Origin of the sequence: Granulicella sp. S156, assembly GCF_009766105.1 — a bacterium.
Lineage (GTDB): Bacteria > Acidobacteriota > Terriglobia > Terriglobales > Acidobacteriaceae > Granulicella.
On sequence record NZ_LMUH01000007.1, the window covers coordinates 1 to 20,312 of the forward strand.

Annotated in this window: 19 protein-coding genes and 1 tRNA gene; all 20 read right to left on the reverse strand. The window is 53.7% G+C overall.

The genetic code is table 11. The features are described from left to right. Positions 1-731: 731 nt before the first annotated feature. Positions 732-1,127 carry a hypothetical protein gene (locus GSQ91_RS05810; protein ID WP_158820325.1) on the reverse strand — a complete coding sequence of 132 codons (396 nt, stop codon included), beginning with the start codon at positions 1,125-1,127 and terminating at the stop codon, positions 732-734. Positions 1,128-1,135: 8 nt separating this feature from the next. After that, complete coding sequence (locus GSQ91_RS05815) at positions 1,136-1,651, reverse strand: pentapeptide repeat-containing protein (RefSeq protein ID WP_158820326.1); 516 nt, start codon at positions 1,649-1,651, stop codon at positions 1,136-1,138. A gap of 77 nt (positions 1,652-1,728) precedes the next feature. Next, the gene (locus GSQ91_RS05820) at positions 1,729-3,114 is read right to left on the reverse strand and encodes a hypothetical protein (RefSeq protein WP_158820327.1); all 1,386 of its coding nucleotides are present in this window, start codon (positions 3,112-3,114) and stop codon (positions 1,729-1,731) included. 146 nt (positions 3,115-3,260) lie between these two features. After that, positions 3,261-4,502, reverse strand: a complete 1,242-nt coding sequence (locus GSQ91_RS05825) for a hypothetical protein (protein WP_158820328.1) — start codon at positions 4,500-4,502, stop codon at positions 3,261-3,263. Beyond that, positions 4,503-4,820, reverse strand: a complete 318-nt coding sequence (locus tag GSQ91_RS05830) for a hypothetical protein (RefSeq protein ID WP_158820329.1) — start codon at positions 4,818-4,820, stop codon at positions 4,503-4,505. A gap of 458 nt (positions 4,821-5,278) precedes the next feature. Continuing rightward, positions 5,279-6,175, reverse strand: a complete 897-nt coding sequence (locus GSQ91_RS05835; RefSeq protein ID WP_216845084.1) for a hypothetical protein — start codon at positions 6,173-6,175, stop codon at positions 5,279-5,281. 80 nt (positions 6,176-6,255) lie between these two features. Beyond that, a complete protein-coding gene (locus tag GSQ91_RS05840) occupies positions 6,256-7,164 on the reverse strand; it encodes a hypothetical protein (protein ID WP_158820331.1) in 909 nt (302 codons plus the stop codon). A gap of 33 nt (positions 7,165-7,197) precedes the next feature. Continuing rightward, the gene (locus GSQ91_RS05845) at positions 7,198-9,381 is read right to left on the reverse strand and encodes a hypothetical protein (RefSeq protein ID WP_158820332.1); all 2,184 of its coding nucleotides are present in this window, start codon (positions 9,379-9,381) and stop codon (positions 7,198-7,200) included. Between the two features lie 356 nt (positions 9,382-9,737). After that, a complete protein-coding gene (locus GSQ91_RS05850; protein ID WP_158820333.1) occupies positions 9,738-10,061 on the reverse strand; it encodes a hypothetical protein in 324 nt (107 codons plus the stop codon). Positions 10,062-10,227: 166 nt separating this feature from the next. Next, positions 10,228-10,731, reverse strand: coding sequence for a hypothetical protein (locus tag GSQ91_RS05855; protein WP_158820334.1), 504 nt, complete (start codon positions 10,729-10,731; stop codon positions 10,228-10,230). Between the two features lie 6 nt (positions 10,732-10,737). Continuing rightward, positions 10,738-11,421 (reverse strand): hypothetical protein, encoded by a 684-nt coding sequence (locus tag GSQ91_RS05860; protein WP_158820335.1) that lies wholly within the window; start codon positions 11,419-11,421, stop codon positions 10,738-10,740. Continuing rightward, positions 11,418-11,888, reverse strand: coding sequence for an addiction module antidote protein (locus GSQ91_RS26200; RefSeq protein ID WP_158820336.1), 471 nt, complete (start codon positions 11,886-11,888; stop codon positions 11,418-11,420). The genes GSQ91_RS05860 and GSQ91_RS26200 overlap by 4 nt, the downstream gene beginning before the upstream one ends. Then, on the reverse strand, positions 11,875-12,192 hold the full coding sequence (locus GSQ91_RS05870; protein WP_158820337.1) for a type II toxin-antitoxin system RelE/ParE family toxin: 318 nt from the start codon (positions 12,190-12,192) through the stop codon (positions 11,875-11,877). Before GSQ91_RS05870 ends, GSQ91_RS26200 begins: the two co-directional genes overlap by 14 nt. 102 nt (positions 12,193-12,294) lie before the next feature. Continuing rightward, positions 12,295-12,383: transfer RNA gene (locus GSQ91_RS05875), tRNA-Ile, on the reverse strand. A 319-nt stretch (positions 12,384-12,702) separates the two neighbouring features. Further along, positions 12,703-15,147 carry a hypothetical protein gene (locus GSQ91_RS05880; protein ID WP_158820338.1) on the reverse strand — a complete coding sequence of 815 codons (2,445 nt, stop codon included), beginning with the start codon at positions 15,145-15,147 and terminating at the stop codon, positions 12,703-12,705. 413 nt (positions 15,148-15,560) lie between these two features. Next, a complete protein-coding gene (locus tag GSQ91_RS05885; RefSeq protein WP_158820339.1) occupies positions 15,561-17,105 on the reverse strand; it encodes a phage terminase large subunit in 1,545 nt (514 codons plus the stop codon). Positions 17,106-17,519: 414 nt separating this feature from the next. Next, positions 17,520-18,218 (reverse strand): hypothetical protein, encoded by a 699-nt coding sequence (locus tag GSQ91_RS05890; protein WP_158820340.1) that lies wholly within the window; start codon positions 18,216-18,218, stop codon positions 17,520-17,522. Next, positions 18,218-18,517 (reverse strand): hypothetical protein, encoded by a 300-nt coding sequence (locus GSQ91_RS05895; RefSeq protein ID WP_158820341.1) that lies wholly within the window; start codon positions 18,515-18,517, stop codon positions 18,218-18,220. Before GSQ91_RS05895 ends, GSQ91_RS05890 begins: the two co-directional genes overlap by 1 nt. A 564-nt stretch (positions 18,518-19,081) precedes the next feature. Continuing rightward, positions 19,082-19,636 carry a GNAT family N-acetyltransferase gene (locus GSQ91_RS05900; protein WP_158820342.1) on the reverse strand — a complete coding sequence of 185 codons (555 nt, stop codon included), beginning with the start codon at positions 19,634-19,636 and terminating at the stop codon, positions 19,082-19,084. 34 nt (positions 19,637-19,670) lie between these two features. Next, on the reverse strand, positions 19,671-20,246 hold the full coding sequence (locus GSQ91_RS05905; RefSeq protein ID WP_158820343.1) for a sugar O-acetyltransferase: 576 nt from the start codon (positions 20,244-20,246) through the stop codon (positions 19,671-19,673). Positions 20,247-20,312 lie beyond the last annotated feature (66 nt).

Sequence of the window (20,312 nt, forward strand, 5' to 3'; positions counted from 1 at the left end):
ACTCGCCACATTTCAACTGCATCAGCTTCTACAAAACTTGCAAAGTCTATATGTGGATACCGCCTAGCTTTTCTTGTTGTCATTCCCGTAGGGAATCTGCTGTTGCTCTTGCTCTTGCTCTTGCTTTTCTAGTTGTCATTCCGAGGCGCAGCCGAGGAACCTGCTTCCTCCCGCTTTTCCCCCTATAGCGGCAACAATGCCAGGCCAAACAAAGGGTCTCAACACAAAGCTTTTGAAAACACACCAACCCGTACCGCAACCCACTGGGACTTTCCCCACCGGGGCTCCATCGCAAACCAGGAGCTCTAACTCGCCGTACCAGGCCCAGCGAGACGGGCACATCAGGTTGTGAACTACTCGAGAACTACTATGCCACATGCGGGATAGCAGTCCAAGCAAATACCAGTTAGAAATCTCTACGAAGGCATTCCTGAGCTTCAGCTCTAAATAGACCGTTCGTACCCGGTATCTATCCTGCGACAGGCTTTGCTTTGAAGGGTACGGCCTTCAGGCCGTACGTCAGGGCTCAATAAAAGCGGCTTCAGCCGCGGAGGGAACGATGCTTGTCTCGGCGAAAACCTTGCCACTGAAGCATCTACAGCCAGTGGATCAAAGGTCTACCCGCTTTCCATTGCGGATGCCCACTTGGCATTGCCCGCTCAGTGGCTAAAGTCACGGCATAGAGCGATCTTTATCGAAGGTTACATCGCTCAAGACAGGGGATCATCCGTTCATTTCGCAAATATCCCATAGCCAATCAAGATCAGGAGGGCCACTAAAATCAATACCCCATAAGCTACACGCAGCCTTCTGAACGTTCCGATGAATGTTTGATTCTTTGTGCCCCGGGATTGCATCTTATCCAGAACCGCCCCGAGCCGCTTCCAGTCCGCCTCGTAAAATCCGCGAGTTGCCGTATTCTCTGCAAAATGTCGTAACTCAAAATCGTAGAAGCGGCGAATCGTCTCGACATCCATCTCTCGAATCATGTCCGGCACGTCGTGAAGACGATCGGCTTCCGCGGCACATTCCTCTACTCTTCCGTTCCATCCCCATACACGGATACGAAGCAAGCCAACCTGAAGCAAGTCAAGTAAGATCGATCTGAGTTCCTCTTTATCTGACATTAGCAATCTCAGCAGGCATCATGCGCTTTTCCATCCCCAATCAAAATCGCGCCATGCTCCAGCGGGCTAAATCCCTCCGGCCAAACCGTATGCTTATCAAATTTAGCGCCAGCGAAATGTGCGCTGTCTAGGTTTTCCGCCAGCATAATGGCTCCCCGCAAATCGCAATCTTCAAAATGGGTGTCTTTTACTGCTGCCCCACTGAAGTCGGCTCCCGACAAATCGGCGTGATCGAAGTTGGCATAATAAAGCAGGCAATGAAACGTTGACTTCCGTAACTTTGCTCGTTGCAGATCCGCCATAACCAATGATGCATTACTAAAATCGCACCCTATCGCATCAGCATCCATTAGGTAGGCATTGCGAAGATCGGTTGCAACAAAGGATGCACCATTCAAAAACGCATTCCGGAGATCGACACGATGTAAATTCATACCATCGAAATGAAAACCTTCCAGCGTGGTCGCATCCACATTGACTTCTAAAGCATTATTCTCGTTTGGAACATAGTAGGAGATTTTCACATTACACCTTATGCTTTGGCATTCATTCAACGGTTAGCTCCTGTGGTTAGATCCGTGACATGCTGAAAGCCGGCCCATTACCAATCTTCAGGGTCAACATAGATCTCCTTAAACGGCTTTGTCGGAATTCCCTTCGAGGACGACCAACGCTGCTCGCGCGGCGGCTTACCCTCCATCTCGCCAGCCGCAACCCGATGACTCCCATCAACAAGCAAATCTTGATCTACATGGACTGCGGGGGCCTCCTCTCCTGCGCGTAGTTTATCAATATACTGATTGACTCTAGGGGCCGAAATACTTTTCTGAGAGGTCAGGTACCGTAAGTCTGAATTTCGTAACGCATTCTGTATCTGCTCCGACGTATAGTTGGCCTTAAGCAAATCAGGGGGCGCTGGAGAGAGGGACACAGGAGCACCACCAGAGATGCTTGAGACATTGTCTGGAGGTAGGCCAACACCTAAATTTCTGGCAGACGTATATTGCCTAACCGGCTCAAAACCACTGTTCCCCACCTTCGCTGGCCCACTCACCTCCAGTGGCTTAAGGATGACACCGCGAGCCGCACCAAGCGGCCTAGAAACCGCGTCGCCAATTGCATTCAGCGGCCCGTCCCAACCAGCCGCCTTGAGCCTTTCCGCTGCAGCCGGAGCGGCCTGCAATGCCATACCCGTCAACGTCCCCATCGCTTTAGGGCTGCTCCACACCTTACCTACGTTCTGCCAGTAGGAGTTCCCTGGATCGCCCATGCCGTTCTGCGAGGCATACTCGATCCCTTTCTCGAGACCTGCGCCAAGAACAGGAATAGCCCTGAAGGCATGGACACCTGCTCCGGCATAATTCGGTCCGTATTGCGGGGTCTGATACCCATAAGGAGTGATCCCCAAATCGTTGAAGGCTTGCCCAGTCTCCATTAAACTGTTCTTCGCCGTCCCAGCCAGACCCCTAAGTTCGGGAACCCCGAGCATTGGGTTATCGATCGTCGCCCGTTTCAAGGCAGTCTGAAACGGATGCTGATCCGCCGCGGCCTGCTGCTGCATCTCGGACATGGCCTGAATAGGATGAGCGACCTGATGCGCGATCGACGCGACTCCCAGGTTATCGGCCAACGCATGAGCATATCCCCTGACACCGCCCTGCCCAGCACCATGCACTTGTGGATTTTGCAAGGGTGCTACCTGCGGCTGTGGCTGCTGTGCACCCGAAGCTGCAGCACCACCAGGAACAGATGGCCTCATCGCAGGCGGGAGCGGCAAAAGTGGATACACCTGCGCATCCGCTCTAAATCCATCACCATGCAATAAATTGATAGACCGCTGTTCCAGCTGATTGCCCGCTTGCCCTAATAAGGAACTCAGCGGATGCAGGTTCTGGGCCTTCTGCGTATACATGTCCCAAAAGGACGGCTGTTGCGGCGGCGCACTCGCCCCATTCGTACCGGCCGGATTGAATCCATAACCACCCATCGTCGCCTCCTGCTCTTTGCAATTGAACCGGCATCTCTTACTTCTGCCACCGCGACCACCCTAAGGGTTAGTCAGCTCCCAGTCCTCGGTTTACTATTTTTCTGTTTCCTGTTTCCTGTTTCCTGTTTGCTGTTTCCTATTTCGCCCTACCACCGCACCTGCTCCGCTCTCCCTTTCACATACGCCTTGCCATCGAGCACATCGCGCCGCGACGTCCGCGTCCAATCGATAGCATTGGAATCCGGCTGCCTACCCGGCTGCGCCGCGCGCCCTGTACCTATATCCACAGGAGCTTTAGCCACCGGCCTCGTCGCCCCATAGAACTCGCGATGCACCTTCTTCACAATCTCCGGCAGCCGCTTACTAACCTCAGCCTTGTAGTTCGTAAGGATTTTGTTGCGATCCCCTTCGGCCAGCAAACGGTCACGCTTCTGAAGAAAGGCAGCATCCCCACGCAGAGCCGCATCGAGCTCAGAAGTAATCACGCCCTTGAGGCGAAACTTCGCCTCGGACGAAAGCTTGCTCCCCGAAAGTTGATCGATGATCTTATCCGCCTGCGCTCCACCATCCACTTCGATCTCTTTCACAATGCCGCGCTGAAACTCCGCCGTCTTCCCTGCCTCAAACTGCTGGCGGTCAGCTTCCAACCGTCTACGCTCCGGCTCGACTCTCCGCTGTGGCGCGTTGTGCAGCGTCTGGACCAACGGGTTGTACCAGTTCGCCAGATGTTGCGCGAGCCCCGCAGTCGTCTCATGCCCCGCCAGCACCTGATGAATCGCCTCCATCAGGCCACCTGGCATGTTCCCCGCAATCATCACGCCAGCAATATGCTCGAAGTGCTCAGGACTCGTCTCCGCCAGCTTTGCAATCGCAGACGGCACCAGCTTCGCGAAGCCCTCAGGAGCCACGCTCGCAAAATGTTCCAGCACCTTTGCATCGCCCGCGACTAACTGCTGGTCGAGATTCTGAAAGTACTGCCGCTCCTGCTCGATCTGTTGAATCCCATCGTCACCGCCGAGCCGCTCCTTGAACTCCCGCAGCGCCCGCGCCTCATTCAGCCCGCCAGGAAACTCCTTCTTCAAAGCCAGGTCCGCGAACCAAACATTCTTCAACCGGCTAGCCAACTTCGGATCGGTCAACCGCAGATCATTGAGCGCCGAACGCAACGCCGGAGGAATCTGCCGCCCATCACCTGCTACATCGACGTCTGCATCCACAGCGGCTTTATCGCCAGGATCGGAAGTATCGTCGCGCCCCTCTTCATTCGAAGCAACCTCCGGCGCCACATCTTCTGTGCCAGCCACCGTCGCATCATCATGGCTAACATCTGCCCCAACGTCCACCCCATCTACATCAACCGGCTCTACTACCGTTTCATTCATTGCCATCTAGCTCTTCTCCCCGGCAACCTCAATCACTGTCGCCAGCGTGAGAACGCCAATCACCTGCTTGTTGAGATCCAGTGCGAGTAACTCATTCACCGGAACCTTCTCATCAGCGAACAAGGCCTTGCCACCAATCGACAGCCCCACCGGCAACGCAGCTCCATTCGCAGCCTCGCTACTATCCACAACAATCCCCGCCGAGCGCAGCACAGCAAGATCTGCAGGAGCAATCTGCACATAAGCCAGCGAAGAACCCGTCCTTTGAAGAAAGGACTCCACGATCGCCAGCGTAAGCGCTCCATGTACTGTGTTTTCGACCATAACTCTCCTAGGCCACCACCTTAAAAGCTGTGACAAGTGACATATTTTCTGTAGTTTTGTCATTCTTAGGACTTACGCAAGAACCTCGAAGCAACAAGGAGGCAGCCCTGAAGGGGCGGCATATCCCAGCCTGGGGCGCAAGCCCCAGGTGTGCCGTCCCATAACGAATCAAGGGCTGAAAGCCCGGTATATCTCGCCGGTGCAGGCTAGATATACCGGGTTTTCAGCCTTTGATCCATCGTTAGTTTTCTTACCTGGGACTTAAACGCAAAGCGCGCCACGGACATTGGCATCGTGCTCTGCATCAGGTGCTTGCTGCGTCGAACACACCATCTAACGCTATCTCTGGCATTCCAACGTCAAGAAATAAGAAGGGAGAATCCAGAGACCTTCAGGCCCAGAGATTCACCCCCTCCACGAAACACAATGCCAGCAGCATAAAATGTCTTAGGGCTAAATCACCTTCTTTGCCTTCGTAACAGACGATATCTACCCCCTGCAAAGTGGAAAATCTCGTCTCGCATGGTTGTCTCAATATAACTAGTGGTTATTCGCGGATAACCTGAAGCGTCAGGCTCTCCAATCTGGAACCAATCTGCTGTAACTTCTAAGATCACTTCAGGCTTGCGCTCCCCTCCGTGATTATCTACCAGCCAGAATGTAGTCCCATGCGCTCCTTCAAGTGGAACCTGTCCAACCAGCAAATAAAGCTTATCGTCCGAGTTGGCCCTCGATACGCGATTGCCAATGAACCATTCCTTGGGAACCGGCTTTGCAGGATGAACGGCCTCTTCCAAATTTTGCCGGATAAATTCTTCTTTCGATAAAAGAGTGAGAATTGCCAATGGAACAGGAACCGGATTGTGTGTTTTAACAAACTCGATCGCAAAGATCTTCTGTTCTTTGGGATAACGCGCGAGCGTGCCCTGATGGAACAACACGTACTTCCCCGCAACAAAGTGGAAGATCGTCTGCGTCACCACAGTCTGCTTCTGTTCAACAGTGGTCAGCACCGGATAACCAGAGGCATCAAAATCTCCGATCTCCAGCATATCTGTAGTGCCTTTGAAGATCTCTGCAGGCTTACCGTCTCCGCCATCGTTCTGCACCAGCCAGAACTTAATCTCAGTTGCATCGTCGACGATCGCACTACCGATGATCAAATAAAGTTTATCTTCGGAATTGCCTCTCGATACGAGACTGGCTGAGTACGAAGCTCTCACATTGTGGTACTTGATAGAACCACGAACATCTTCGTCTTCCTTCGCTAAAAGACTAAGAACCGAAGGAGGAATAGGCACCTTGTGAGTCACTTTCTCCTCGGTGTCGAACAACTTTTGTTCAGGCTGTGCCACCGGTTGGGACTGACAGAATAGAGCGCCCCCTGATAGGGCCACAATAACGGCAAGAACTCCCAGAACTCTGCAATATGTCCTCATTTGCACTCCGGAGCAGATTGTATCGCACGGTCAAACGCAGCTTTTGTTTCGTCTGGATCTTTTCCACCCTGATGATGGTAGTCGCCTGGGAGACTTGCCCATGTCTTCCTCCCATTGGCAAATACGGCTCCCCAATCTCCTCGCATTGCAGGATTCACCATATTTAGTTCCCCCAGCATCTTGTTCATTGCTGCGTCCTGGCCCGCTGGAGAGAAATCGGTAAAGTGGTGCCTGGGATCGTCAGCCGTTACATCCAGAATCTGGTATCGGCCAAAGGCCGTTGTGGGTGGAATCACCTTGCCATCTCTGCGGTTTAGCTTAACCGCAACACCTGGGTGACCGGTGAGGGATGCAGGGTCAGCTATCCTCGCATCATTGGACTTCATATTGACTGCTATGCCGTTCAGATTCCGAGGGTTCGCGACAACCCTCCCATTAGCTGCGAAGCTGCCATAGCCGCCATTAGGCAAGAGATCCATACCCTCGTCGTGCGCGACCATCCCCCGCAAACCTGCCAGCACACAGGCTCTGCTATAAGGACTCATCTGCCCCGGAGTCTGGCTGTGCCCCTGATCATTGGGCACCGGGTTTTGCACCAACCCACCTCCCGCCGTTATACCTCCACGAACCGGCGGAGGCGGCGGGGGCCGTGCAGCAAGCGCCTGCGGCGGAGGCGGCGGTGGATAGGCCTGGGCATCCGTTCTAAACCCATCACCGTGCAGCATATTAAGAGAGCGCTGCTCAAGGTTATTGCCGGCCTGCTGAAGGGTACTACCCAGCGGACGCAAACTATAGGCCTTTTGTGTCCACGTATCCCATAAGGAGGGCTTTGTGGCAGGCGCACCTTGCTGCGGCGTTGCTCCTGCCGGGTTCGTCCCTGTTGGATCGAAACTAGTACCACCCATCATTTCCTCCTTGTGCCACTGTAATGATTCGCCCTACCCAGCCGACTGCTGTTGTTGCGCAGGCAGCGCAATCCCAGCCTGCGCCGCCATCTGCGCCTGTCCTTCCGGAGGCATGTCCTTGAAATTGATGCTCTCCTGCGGAGGCTTCTTCACCGGCGGCTGCTGTTGCTGGGCCTGTTGGACCTCCATAGCCTTCTTATGCTCCAACCCATGCAACCGCACATTCGCAAACCCCAGCGGATTCTGCGCCTTCGCCTTTTGCCCATCAGGACTATTCACAAACGTCTGCACCTCGGCAAACTCCACCTCATGCATATCGAAGTCCGCATCCACCGGAATCGAACTAGACTGAAACTGCTGTTGCGACGGCGGCTGCGGACCCTGCTGTCCTGTAGCCTGAGCCTGCTGCGCGGTTACCTTCCACTGCTGCAGGGCAGCCGCATACCCCTGAATATCCGGAATAGGCGTAGCAGCCAGTAACTCATTGATCTCAACCAACTGCTTATCCCGCGAATCCGCTCCAGGAATGACTAACTCTTCCAATCCCAGCAGGTTCTTAGCAAACGCCTGGTTATCGGGCTGCTGCAAAATAGCCTGCCCTGCCGCCGAGCTCCCAAACTGCTGCACAAAGGCATTAAATTTATTCACCTTCTCCGCATAGGAGTCGGGAAAGTTCTCATCCGTCTCCGGAGTCCACTTAGCTTTCCCCTCGCGCAGCGCATCGAAGTCCACCGAGACCGTCTCACTCTGCCCCTTCTTCCCGCCTGAAGGCACCAGCGCCGAAAGAACTCCCGTCCTCACCTCAGCCGCCGCGCGCACCGCCTGCCCCATCACGGTCGACCAGAACTGCACATACGGCATCCAATTCAATCCCATCACTCCCATCGCCTGGTTACGCGCCATCGAATAACCCGACGCCGTCTGCTGCGCATCCATCTCCGCCCCGAACAGCGAAGGCTGCTGCCCCGTAAGAAACTGGCACAGCGGCCCCTGCACATCCTGCATAAACGACATCATCGAAGGCGAAGGCTCCGCCGCAGCCTCCTGAAAGAAGTGGCTCTCTGCTGAGGCATCATTCTGCCGCTCGAACGGCAGATACATCTTCGGCTTCGACTCCTGCTCCGTAATCGCATCGATGTCGATCGCATCCTGATCCACCCACGTCGAAGGAACGCCATACTCAAACGTCTCCTGCGCCAGGTTCATCATGTCGTTGAACGCTTCCTGCGCACTCATCATCGACTTACCCACCGACGGCCGATGCATCCCATCCCCCGGCAGCGCATGGCACAGCGCCAGGTGGTCATCCATCGACTCATTGCGGCTCTCGCAGTAAGTCTCCCCGGCAAAGCCCACATAGCAGCCATCCGGAAACGCCTCCTTCAGCGCATCCTTGTCATCGCCATCGGGTAACTCCTCAAACACCCACGGCCGCAGCCACGTCCGGCTGAACGTCGCCAGGTAGGCATTGGAGTTCCCACTATTCGACTGCTGCTGATTCATCCCCTGCGCCACCGACAGCCGCGAGATCCGATCGAACTCATCGCCACTATCACTGGCAGTAATCCTGCTCGCCGCCTCCGGAAACTTCGACTTCAGAAACGCAACATCGTGCTCCGTGTTGATCTGTCCATAGCCACACTCCGCAATCGTGGCAGCCGTCATCGGGAACCGCGTCTCGAGCACACCAAACAGATCGATCTTCTCTCCCGGCTTGCCCTCCCTATCCGTAACCGAGCGCGTATAGGTGACGATCAAACCATCAGTCCACAGCAACCGCGCCGCATCGATCTGCAACGACTTCGGAGGATTCTGCTTCTCGATAATGCGCCGCGCCTTATTCGCCTCAGCCGCAGCCGCAATATCCAACGGACTCTTCGGATCATCCGCCTCGGCCCGCGAGTTAGGAGAGTTCTGGCTAAACACCGCCATAAAACTCTTCGCATAAGCCTGGTAGATATTAAACGTCTGCCGGTAACTAGCCGAAGTATCGGCATCCCCTGTCACCGTAGCCAGGCCGTTGATTGACACCAGTGCCTGGTCCTTCGCATCCCAGGCCAGATACTGCAAGCCACGATAAAAGAATCGCTGTGTCCGCGCATCCAGCACCTGCACACGCCGCGCGGTAGAGTCCCGCGTCGCCTGCTTACGCACCAGCGAAAGCAAAACGCCTTGCAAATGCTGATCGATATTCCCCTGCTGCTGTTCTTCGCCCACTTAGTCCTCCAGGAAAGCCCGGAACAGGCACAAGCCCGCCCAAACTCACAACTACTCATGCTGCTGTTTCACTTTTGCTTTTCTTTTTGTCATTCCCGAAGGGAATCTGCTTCTGTTCTTGCTGTTGCTCTTCTGGTTTGTCATTCCGAGCGCAGCGAGCGAACCTGCTGTCTCCCGTTCTTCGTTAGTACAGCAACAAGCGTTATGCGCCAGCTCAAGCGCGACCGTTGCAGTTTAGACCTATACATTTCTGCACGACACAAGCAAAGAATGGACTTTAGCCCCTAGGACATGCCTTCCTCTGCCATGGCAAAATGTCAAAGAAAGGCCCAACCCTGCGTCTTTACTCACAATGCCTACAACCGATTCAAACCCTTCGGGACATGTTCCTCTTCCAAATCGTCCTCATCATCATCACTCCCCAACACCTCACGCAGATGCTCCATCACACTCCGCAGGTCAGGATGCTCCCGCTCCTCCGTCCCATCCGGCCCATGATGCACGCACTTATACCCATCGAGCATCTTCTCGACCTCGCACTTCCCGTCACAGCCACCACGATCATCCCAACAATCGCGATCCTCATCCGATACATCCGAGCTGCTCTTTTCCCTGGGCCAATCCCCCATGCTTCGGGCAATATGCCCACTCCGGTAATACTTGCCTGATTCACCGACCATTTGCGTCTCTCCTCTCTGTTGCTTTTGTCTTTCTTTCTGTCGCGCACAAAAGAAAACGCCAAGACCCTTGCGGGCTTGGCGTTCATTGTTATCTTTTGCTTTGAAAGAGCGGGGGCTTCAGCCTCACCGCTCATGCGCTACTACCTACCGGAAACGCACCTTATGGCTACTGACTCCCCACAAACGACTTGCAGATAACACCAGGAGACGAAGCGGATAGCTCTTTTACATCGAATAGAACTTCCGGCCGCCGTTCCGCTCGCCTAATAGCCCTTATAAGATGCCGCTGTGTCCAAACCCCTCCAAGCGGAGGATCTACAAAATCGATCTTGTTTCCCGATCTCAGAAAGCTGCTATTGTTTTGTACATCGAATATCGTCTTTCGGCCCCTTTGGTGGTAGATCAGATCGAATATTTTCCCGCTGGCACGGCCACTATCGGCATAAGCCACAACATAGATGGTGCGCTCTCCCGGATAAGATACTGTGTCGATTGCATAGCTGACACGGACAGACTTCGCGTGAGATTTTTGGACTGAGAGCCAATCTGTATCTTCGACAACCAGGCAGTGTGAAGCGCCACGCAACAACTCAGAGCTATTGCTTTGAGAATGGGCAGCAAGGCCACTCCACAATATCAACGGAAATAAAATCGAGATCTTGAGCATCATTGTTCTTTATCTACTTTTATGCCATTCATCTTGGGCTGCCTTTTCTATTTCGCGTAGATATTCAATATGCAACTCAGTTGGAAGCGGAGCCTCTGAAAAGAATTTGTTGTCATCGAATTTGATGCCAGCGCGTTGCTGGATTGAGAAGGGAGCAATCCCATACTTTCGCGTCCGAGGATCATGCCCAACAACAAAGTTCATGGGGTGGTAAACAATCTCTTCGCCAAAAAGCTCAGACACTTTCTTTCCAGTCTTCTCTGCGATTTTGTCGAGGGGAGAACTAAGAGCCTTAATCAGAGGAAAGTCTGTGTTGAAGCTGATGTGACTGACATATGCCCAGTGGCGAATCATCCCATCGGTATAAGTCAGCCCTAAATTCTCAGCGCCCCACTCCAAAAGATCAATTAGAATCTTATGGGAATCTTCAGTTGTGCTGAGGGATTCAACGTAGATAAGTCCCGAATAAATCTTGAGTTCGTCAATGACGATGCCACCTAGGCGTCCAGAAGCAAACACAACGCCCTTATCGTTCAGGTCGAAGTCTTCTATCTTTGTTGGAAAGATCTTAAAGTCATACCGTTTTGCGATCTCTGGCACGATATCGGCCAAGCGTACTCGGCCGCTTGTGTTAAGTTCGTCGATTTCGATAAACCCAAGCGTTCTTGCCTTGACGATTGCTGCTAGATTCATGCTAAAGCTCCCTGATTAAACCACTGATTCCCGCCACCTTGAAGAGAACCATACCCCTTCTCGTGCTGGTCTGTGCTGCCTATGAGGGCAGTCTCTTGGAGATCACGAACAACCTGTGAAGGTGTAGGCACAGGAAGCGAAGTTGGAGGTATGGTGATTGAATTAGATTTGTGCATGAGGGGGACAAAATCAACTCCCACTCCCACAGCGGACAACACTGAAACCAAGGTGCCCCATGTGGGGTTTCCTTGCTCTGAAAATGAGCGATACAGTGTTTCTCGCTGCACGCCAGAATCTCTAGCCACCGTAGCCATCTTTCTAGCCTGCGCTACCTGCTTGAGAGCAGAAAGGAAGTTCTCTGGCGAGTTCTTTTGCGTCGCACTAAGGTACGCGGCTGCAACTTCCGGGTTTGCCAGCCGTTCCGTGCGAATCTCTCGAAATGATCTTGTTTTTCTAGTCGTGCTCATTCCATAACCTCTGGGCCGCGAAAATGTCTTGTTGTTGCCGCTTCTTCTGGCCCCCACTGATTAGATGAATGACAAGGCCCACCTGTCCGAAATATATGCGGTATCCAGGCCCGTAATCGATTCGCAATTCTGACACTCCACCTCCGACCGAGGAACAGTCCCCCAATAAGCCTCTCTCGACCCGATCAATTCGTTCAATCACGATACCTTCCGTTGCGGGATCAAGCGTGTTAAGCCATTCAGTGAACGGCTCTCGTCCATCATCGGCTTGGCATACGACAACTTCACGGGGGAAAGCTTCCAATGGCGCAACGCGGCTATTTATGTGACGTAAAAATCACAGCAAGGATAGCACACGCCCTCATCTCTCTCAGACTGACGCCCTATTATGCTATAAAGACGGAAGCGGAAGCGGAGGGAGTCGAACCCTCAAAACCCTGCTAGGGAGTTCGCGGTTTATAAGACCGCTGGGCTTGGCCGATGCCCAACGCTTCCGTGTGACTTTTATATCACACATATGCGTAAGTTAGCTGCCCGCAACAGATACGGCTCCCCGCCGGGAGCCGCTGTTGCAAAAATTTATGTTGGCCTGTTACTGCAATTCCAGCCCGCCTAAGTTGGTATCTCCTTGTAAAAGTTATACTTACCCGATTTACCGATCATCTGGCCCTTGCTTCGCAAACCTCTCCACCCGCGCAGAGGAGACCCGCCGAGGATCGTGCGCATCCTCAAACTCCCGCCTCACCTCACGAAATCCCTTGCGAGCACGAAACGGCTTCGGCCTGCATGCCATCGTTCTTGCTTTTTGAATTGATTAGATCTTCGTCACCCACGTCCCGCCGGCACAGAACGACGCATGACCGTCCTGCGAGAAAACCCACGCGCCCTTCGTAGAACAGGAACCAGAAGGAGCGGCGGAGGGGCCGTAGTACAACGGTGAAGTAACCGACGAACCGAATGCAGCATCGCCCGTATGCTTAAGGCTCCACGCCGCCCCTTTACCGAGAGCAACATCCGTAACAGGAGTATTGCCAAAGAGGTCATCTGACGTATTGGAGTTCCAGATGAAGTGAGCATTCTTCTCGTCAATCAGCCCACAGACACCGGGTAATCCAGCTCCGTTCCCCGTCCCCCAGCAGCCGAGTGTCGTTGAATTCACGCCAGGTGCAATCAAATTGATCGCGATCCCTTGATCATTGCCTGTGGTCTTCAAGTTAAGTTGGGCAACACCATCGGTTACAACATTGACCGTCCCCGCATTAACCGCTCCACTAAACGTCCCATTCTTGGACGCCATGTTTATAAACGACATGGCTCTCCCCTTCGGATCGTATATTTGCGCAGGCACACCGGGGCCTTCAGAACCCTCTTCATTTAACCCTGGCATCGAGAAAACCGTAAAGGGCGCTCCATTCCCTTGCGCCGTGTGCTCCACGTTTATCACGGATGGATATTCGTCAATGGGATCACCATCCGCAAATGGGCCACTTTGGATGCGTATAAATTCACCAAAGGGCCCAATGAGGTTCATAGCATTAGGAAGCATGATCGGACTGGCAGTTCCTGCATTGTGATACATCGACAGGGGATTAGTATTTTCGAGTACAAACGGTAAGTATCCTCTGTCAATTCCGGTACCTTCGGCCTGGAGAAGCATCAGGTCAGGTCTTAAATTTCCATTACTCGGGGTATATTGGTGATCCGTAAACCAGAAGGCATGACCTCCGCCAAATGGATAATGAGGATTTTCTACAACGTCTCCCACAGCCCAATTCACTGAATTGGGTTCCAGTGTGGGGTCAGCGCCAATTGAGTTATTCCTGACAACCTCTGCTCCAGGGAAGAGATGAAACCCGGTACCGTATCCAGATAGCCCATATTGATGGGCTTGACCACCAAGAAGATTGGTACCGCCAATCAAGTCGGAGCCCGTCAAAGAGCCATAGGCATAATCCGACGTTCGCATCTTTGTGTAGACGAGGGAGTCGTCAAAACTGACATACTGTCCGCAGACGCCACCTTGAAAAATCGCAGATCCGGCACGGTTAGGGTTTCGCCTGCTGATGGTAATGTCCTGTGACGTGCCCGAAGGCTTTGAGACCGCGGTGATCGGCACTTGTTCCGGGTAATACACTCCCGCAACGCATACCGTTCCTCCTTCCGTGAATGCAGGCGTAGACGAGCCAATCGGCTGCAGGGTAACGGTCAAAGTTATAGGAACATTGATATCCGCAGACTGCCCTGTAGGAGGAATATTCGACTTTGTAATACCCCACGCCTTCGTCAGTGGCAGCTTTGCATTGGTGGGATAATCCTGCAAAACGGTCCCAGGAACGGTCTTCGATCTCCCCGTCAAACTCCCAGACACCGCACCTCGAGTGATATCAAGCAGAAAAGCTCCATCGGTGGTCCAGTTATTTCCCGAAGTAAACCTAAGTGCAGGCGTATAACTTCCGGCCGCGATGGAGGCAACCGTTCCGTGAAAGTAATTTTGATTCTCTCCACCCTGTGATGTGATTTGGGTATGACCTTCATCCGATTGCGCAGTAACGCCTTGGTCTCCGAAATTGTAAAGATAGATGCCAGCATCATCGCCGACGGCATGTTTGTTACTGCCGCTTGTTTTCAAGAAAGTTTGAGATATCCCGCGCGTAGCAACCAGCAATGTTTCGTTTTCCACCCCTAGCTGACGCCAAAGCCCGCTGTTTCCAAGGCTCAGACCGCCACCGTAGGCCGTGAAGCTGTTCGTGAAAAGGTCTTGCCGTTGAACGACAGAGCTATTGGGCTTTGAAGCCGTAGCATTGAATGCCGATGCTCCTCCAATCACCGAAACAAACGTTCCGACCTTCGAAGTCGACCCTCCGGCTGCCGTATTGTCTCCCGCCAGCACCGCGCCCGCCCCTCCTTCAAGAGCGACATCGCTGATTGTCGTCGTCGTCATTCCTGTCGCGCTCATCGTTATATCGTAGTGATTGGCCGTAGAGGCATAAAAGCTGATGAGCGCGTTCGACTGTGCCGTGAAGGGATTACTCAGGGGCGTACCAGAAGAGTTGGAGTAAAGCGTAGCCGGCATGGTCGTACCGGTGAGGTAGACATGCACCATACAGCCAGGAAAGGCTGATATCTGTTGGTTGCTTGAAGATACTCCCGATACGACAGCTCCCGTAGCACCCTGCGTGCAGACGCCGTGATACGCAGCCGTCTGACCGTAGCAAATAGATGCTGAACACATCGTCATAAAGAGCAATATCTTCTTCATCACTCACCTTCCCCGTTGAGTGAAATCCGTAGGGCACAAACCCCTAATCCTGATTCCCCTCCCCTGTTGCTTGCTCCTTTATAAACCTCTCAACCCGAGCACGTGACAGCCTTTGTGGATCGTGCGCATCCTCAAACTCCCGCCTCACCTCACGAAACCCCTTCCGCGCACGAAACGGCTTCGGCCTGGACACCGGCTTAGGCTCTTCCACTGCGGCTACCTCAATCGGCACAGCTTCATCCCCCCGCCCCGGCCAAAGCACAAGCAGCACTGCATGAACAACCACCCCCACGCCCAGCAATAGATCGACCATCTATATATCCCCCCATCACTCCCAGGCTCACCACAGCAGCCGTCGCGAAACGTAGCGAACCTCAGCGCCCGTTGCGTCAAAGCTCTTCCCTCTCCCCGCCCTATCTTCCAACCCTGAACCCAACACCCTTCTTACGATTCCTCTTCTGAAAATCCAGATGAGCGAGATGCTTCGCCGTCATATCCTGAATCGGCGCCAGCGTCTCCCGCAGTCTCACTTCATAAGGTTTGGCACTCGGCCCCAGCATGGAAAACAACCCATACCGCACCTCATCCGCGATATCGTCCGAGACCTTATTGGTCTTCAACACGTCTTCGAGTTTTTTGTCGTCATAGATCAGCGAAGGAATCGCCGTTAGCGCCCCCTCGCATCGATCCGAGCAGAACCACCTGTCCTGTTCGATGAGCGTATGGATAAACCTCCACCCATTCACACGATCGTTGCGAGCCTCCTCCGGCTGCGGCAACCCATGATCCCGAAATATCTTGCGAAAGGTATCCGCCACAGCATTGCGCTGCCCAAAAGTTTCAGGCGACATAAAAAATCGCGAAAGCTCCCGCTTATCGTCCTCATCGCATCGGTCCACAAAGTCCTGCGCCAGTAACATCTCCGGACGCCCCGCCACAACATGCTCGCGATACGTAATCACCACCTCGCGAGCCTCGTCCCAGCTACGCCCCAGATACTTCCGCGCATCCTCCGGAGAAACCAGCCCCGAAGCATGCCAGTGGATCGACGCCGCATGCTGATAGCCCCAATCGCACGAGGCCCACCGCGTCCACCACGGCTGAATCAGTTGTCCCACCTGCGCAGCCTTCAACTCCCGCTGCACGCGAATGAAGTTCGGATAGTACTGTCCCTCGAACGTGTTCCAGTCGCCAAAAAGATGAGCCTTGCGCTCCTTCTCCGGCAATTGGTTCAACTTAGCGCCGTAGTTAGAGTGCGCAATAAAACACTGGAACCGTTCCTCGTCTGTCCAAACCTGGTAATACTCATCATCGGAGATGTCCTGCTCTTGCAGATAAGGCCGCACCCACTCGATGTTGTCCCAACCCTGAGCCTGCACAAAGGCAACTGAGTCAGGCTCTTCATGCTCGAGAAATCGTCCCTCTTTAAATTTCCTCTTGATGTAATCATGTCCCCGGCTGCCGGGATTGCAGGTATACAGCATCTTCGGAGTAATCCCAGAAGGCCCTGTCCAACGCAGCGCCGTAGGCAGAAAGACCAGCTCTTCCTCGTTGAAGTGCGTAGCCTCTTCCACAAAGATGTCCGCATACTCCGGCCCCTGCGCGATCTTCCGGATATCATCCATCGTGTCGGCCGACGCAAAGTATAGACGTGAGCCATTCGGAAAAGTAATGTGCTTCTTGTCGCCGCCAACATACCAGTCAGCCATAAAAGGGTACTCGCGAAACAAGGGCTCTAAGTGGTTTCGATAGAGCTGTCCCCACACCCGCATAAGAAAAAGGCCATTGGTCTGGCCATACTTGAGCCGGCGCATAAGCATAATCTTCCGCGCCCCAGCCGACTTGCCACCCCCACGCGCTCCGCCATAACCAATCTCAGTGGCACGCGAATTCTCCACTAGCCCAAAGACTTCCAGTTGCTTAGGCTGCAACCCAAGACCGCATTCGATCCCCGTCAATGGATTCCTCCTGAACTTAAACCCGTCTGGAAACCGGCGGGGACGAGGTCTTTGTTGCTGTATCTGTCACTGTCGATGCCTATCATGGCAGCCATTGCGGTTGACGTTGCTTTTCTTTTGCAGGCCGGGGTCCTCAGAGAGCGTTCTTTGCTCTCTGGGGTGGAAGCGAATCTGCTTTTGCTTTTCTGGTTTGTCATTCCCGTAGGGAATCTGCTGTTGCTTGTTTTTCGCCGTCATCCTGAGCCAAAGGCGAAGGACCCCCTGATGCAGAGCGCGATGCAGATGCTTGTGGCGCGCTTTGCGTCAAAGGACCCCCGCATTAAGTGGCGGCACAGATGCACCAGCGGCAACACAAATGCCGGGTCGCTACGACCTCTCAGGATGACGACGAAAAACAGACACCAACAAAACCTCTTACACCTTCAAAACACCCACCCCAGGACTCGAAGCCGCAGTCTCCACTGCTTTCAGCCTGATAATCTCGCCTTTAGCATCCCGGAGCTGGCCCCCACCCACCGCCACAATATTCACGCGCATCTCCGGCACCTCGCGCTCCTCTGCCGCATCAACGCTCATGATCTTGCACGCATGCTGGATATACTTCAGCCGCGTCTCGAAGTCCGCCACCAACTCCAGCGTCGCCGGCTTACCCTGACCACCGGACACCGACTGCACCTTCGTCGCATCCAGTCCTTCACCCATCTTCTCCGCCAGCCGACTCAGGGTAACTCCCGCATCCATCAGTGCCCGCAGAATCAACGCCTGTGTAATCGGCCCTTCGATACGGTTCTTTGCATCCTCCGCCTGGCTTACAGAGAACCCAGCATCCAACGCAGCCCGTCTCCTCGTCTTCCCATCCATCAGACCCTCCACATACCGCTCACGTCGACTTTTACAGGATTCTCCAGAAGGTCTCTGAGTCAACGCCTTACGAACTAACTCCTGACTCAACAGACCCTCAATACGGTTCTTCGGATTACTCGCGTGGCTCTTGGAAAACCCCGCATCCAGCGCAGCCTGCGTTCTGGACTTGCCTAGCATCAGCCCTTCTACATAGAGCTCATGCTGACTCTTATGCCCCGGCCTCTCGGCCTTCAGATCTGTCTTATCCATCACGCAAACCCCGCCCGCAACTGCCGAGTCTTGATCCGCAAACTCCCACCACCCGGTAGAAAGCTGCGATTCACACTCTGCCAGGTGTGCTGCAGAACATAACGCACCTGCTTGGGCCCCACCCACTCCGCAACCGGCTCAGAGGCCTTGCCATTGCGCTGCATATAGATCGGTGCGGTCATGCCGAAGGCTTCATCAGCGCTTACATGTTTGTGTTGATGGCAATAGACCGGACGTCCCGCCCGAAGCTCTTCCGCCTCTCCATCCGAAAGGATGCAAACACGACTCGAAGTAGCCATTTAACTTCTCCTTGGGGTTAGTTCTCGGTTGTCAGTTCTCAGCTCTCAAATTCTTCTGACAACTGAGAACTGATAACTACAACCGTGGAATGAGAGGGGAGCTAACAGAAGACAGCTATCCGTACCGCAACCCACTGGATTCTTCCACCGGGACTCCATCGCAAATCAGGAGCTCTAACTCGCCGTACAAGGCCCAGCGAGACGGGCACATCAGGTTGTAAGTACCGCTCGAAAACTACTATGTCACGCTGCCTGCAATAGACCAAGCGAATACCAGTTAGAAATCTCCAGCAAGCCCGCAACAATTACCCGGCAACTCGAAACGTCTTTGCCTTTGCTTTTCTTGTTGTCATTCCCGCAGGCCGGGGTCCCCAGAGAGCGTTCTTTGCTCTCTGGGGTGGAAGCGAATCTGCTTTTGTCGTTGTTTCTGCCGTTGCCCTTCAGGAGTAGCAGCGGCCTTTAGGCCGCGGAAAACAAGCCCCAACCCAAAAGGGCTTTAGCCCTGGGCCTCTCGCCTATGCCAGCGAAAAACCCATGGCTAAAGCCACATCATGCTGCGGATTCTCAGCGAATCATATTGTCTCTGGAAATTTGAGACGAAAACTCCTCTGCCGTGATCGCCCAACGTTGATGATCGCGCCACGCTCCATCAATGAAGAGATACCGCGGAGAAAAACCTTCAAGACGAAACCCGATTCTCTGAACAAGAGCAATGGACGGATGGTTTTCCGGTTGGACATTTGCTTCAACGCGATGAAGTTTGATCTCAGTAAAAACAATAGAGAGAACAGCAAAGAGAGCTTCCGTCATAAGCCCACGGCCGGTCTTACCAGCCATCGCGTAGTACCCAAGATAGGCGTTATGAAAGGCTCCCCGAACGATCTCGTTGAGATTGACGATACCGACGATGGAGTTGTCGTTCTGTTCGCGAACGACGAAGCCAAGATGAGTAGGACTTGCAAGCCTTTGCATCCAGGCGTCAAAGCCTTGATGGTCTGTAAAGGACTTAACCCACGGAAGATGCAAAGACTGGCTGCACAGGTTTGCGCGGATAAGCTCTTCAGCGTCGGCCTCAGAGGCCGGAGCCACAGAGACACGCGAGATGTTTTCGTCGATCATGGCCATCGTCTTTTGTCATAGGAGGAAAAGCGACCTACGCACCGGGGTTTTCCTCAATCGAACGAATGACCTTAGCGGGCACACCCCCAACCAGGCAGTTCGGAGGAACATCCTTCGTGACAACCGCTCCGGCCGCGACCACTGAATTTTCGCCCACAGTAACGCCGCCAAGAATGGTGACGCCTGTTGCAATCCAAACGTTCTTCTCAATCACAATTGGCTTTGATTCAACATAGGCGCGTCGCTGGGACGGTTCCAGCGGGTGACCCGCGGTGATAATGTTCACGTTTGGTCCGATCATCACTAAATCGCCAATGTCGACACCGCCCATGTCATAGATAGTGCAGCACTGGTTGATGAATACTTTACGTCCAACCCTGATATTAAGACCGCCTGATGTGTAGAAAGGTGGAATGAGCTTAAACGTCTCATCAACTTTTTGGCCGGTTAGCTCGCTGAATATTTCCTGCACGCGTGCAGCATCGTCAAATGAAAGCTTGTTCAGCTCTGCCGTCAACTTCATAGCTCGCGCGTAGGCATTAGCCTCCGCGTCCCATTCCGGGCTGCGGATTTGCACTCGTTTGGCAGCGAACGGCCTATCGGTATCCATGTAGCTTTTCTCCCAATCCCAGTGGAGAAATCTAACACAGGAGTCCCTTCGGAAATTCCAACCTAT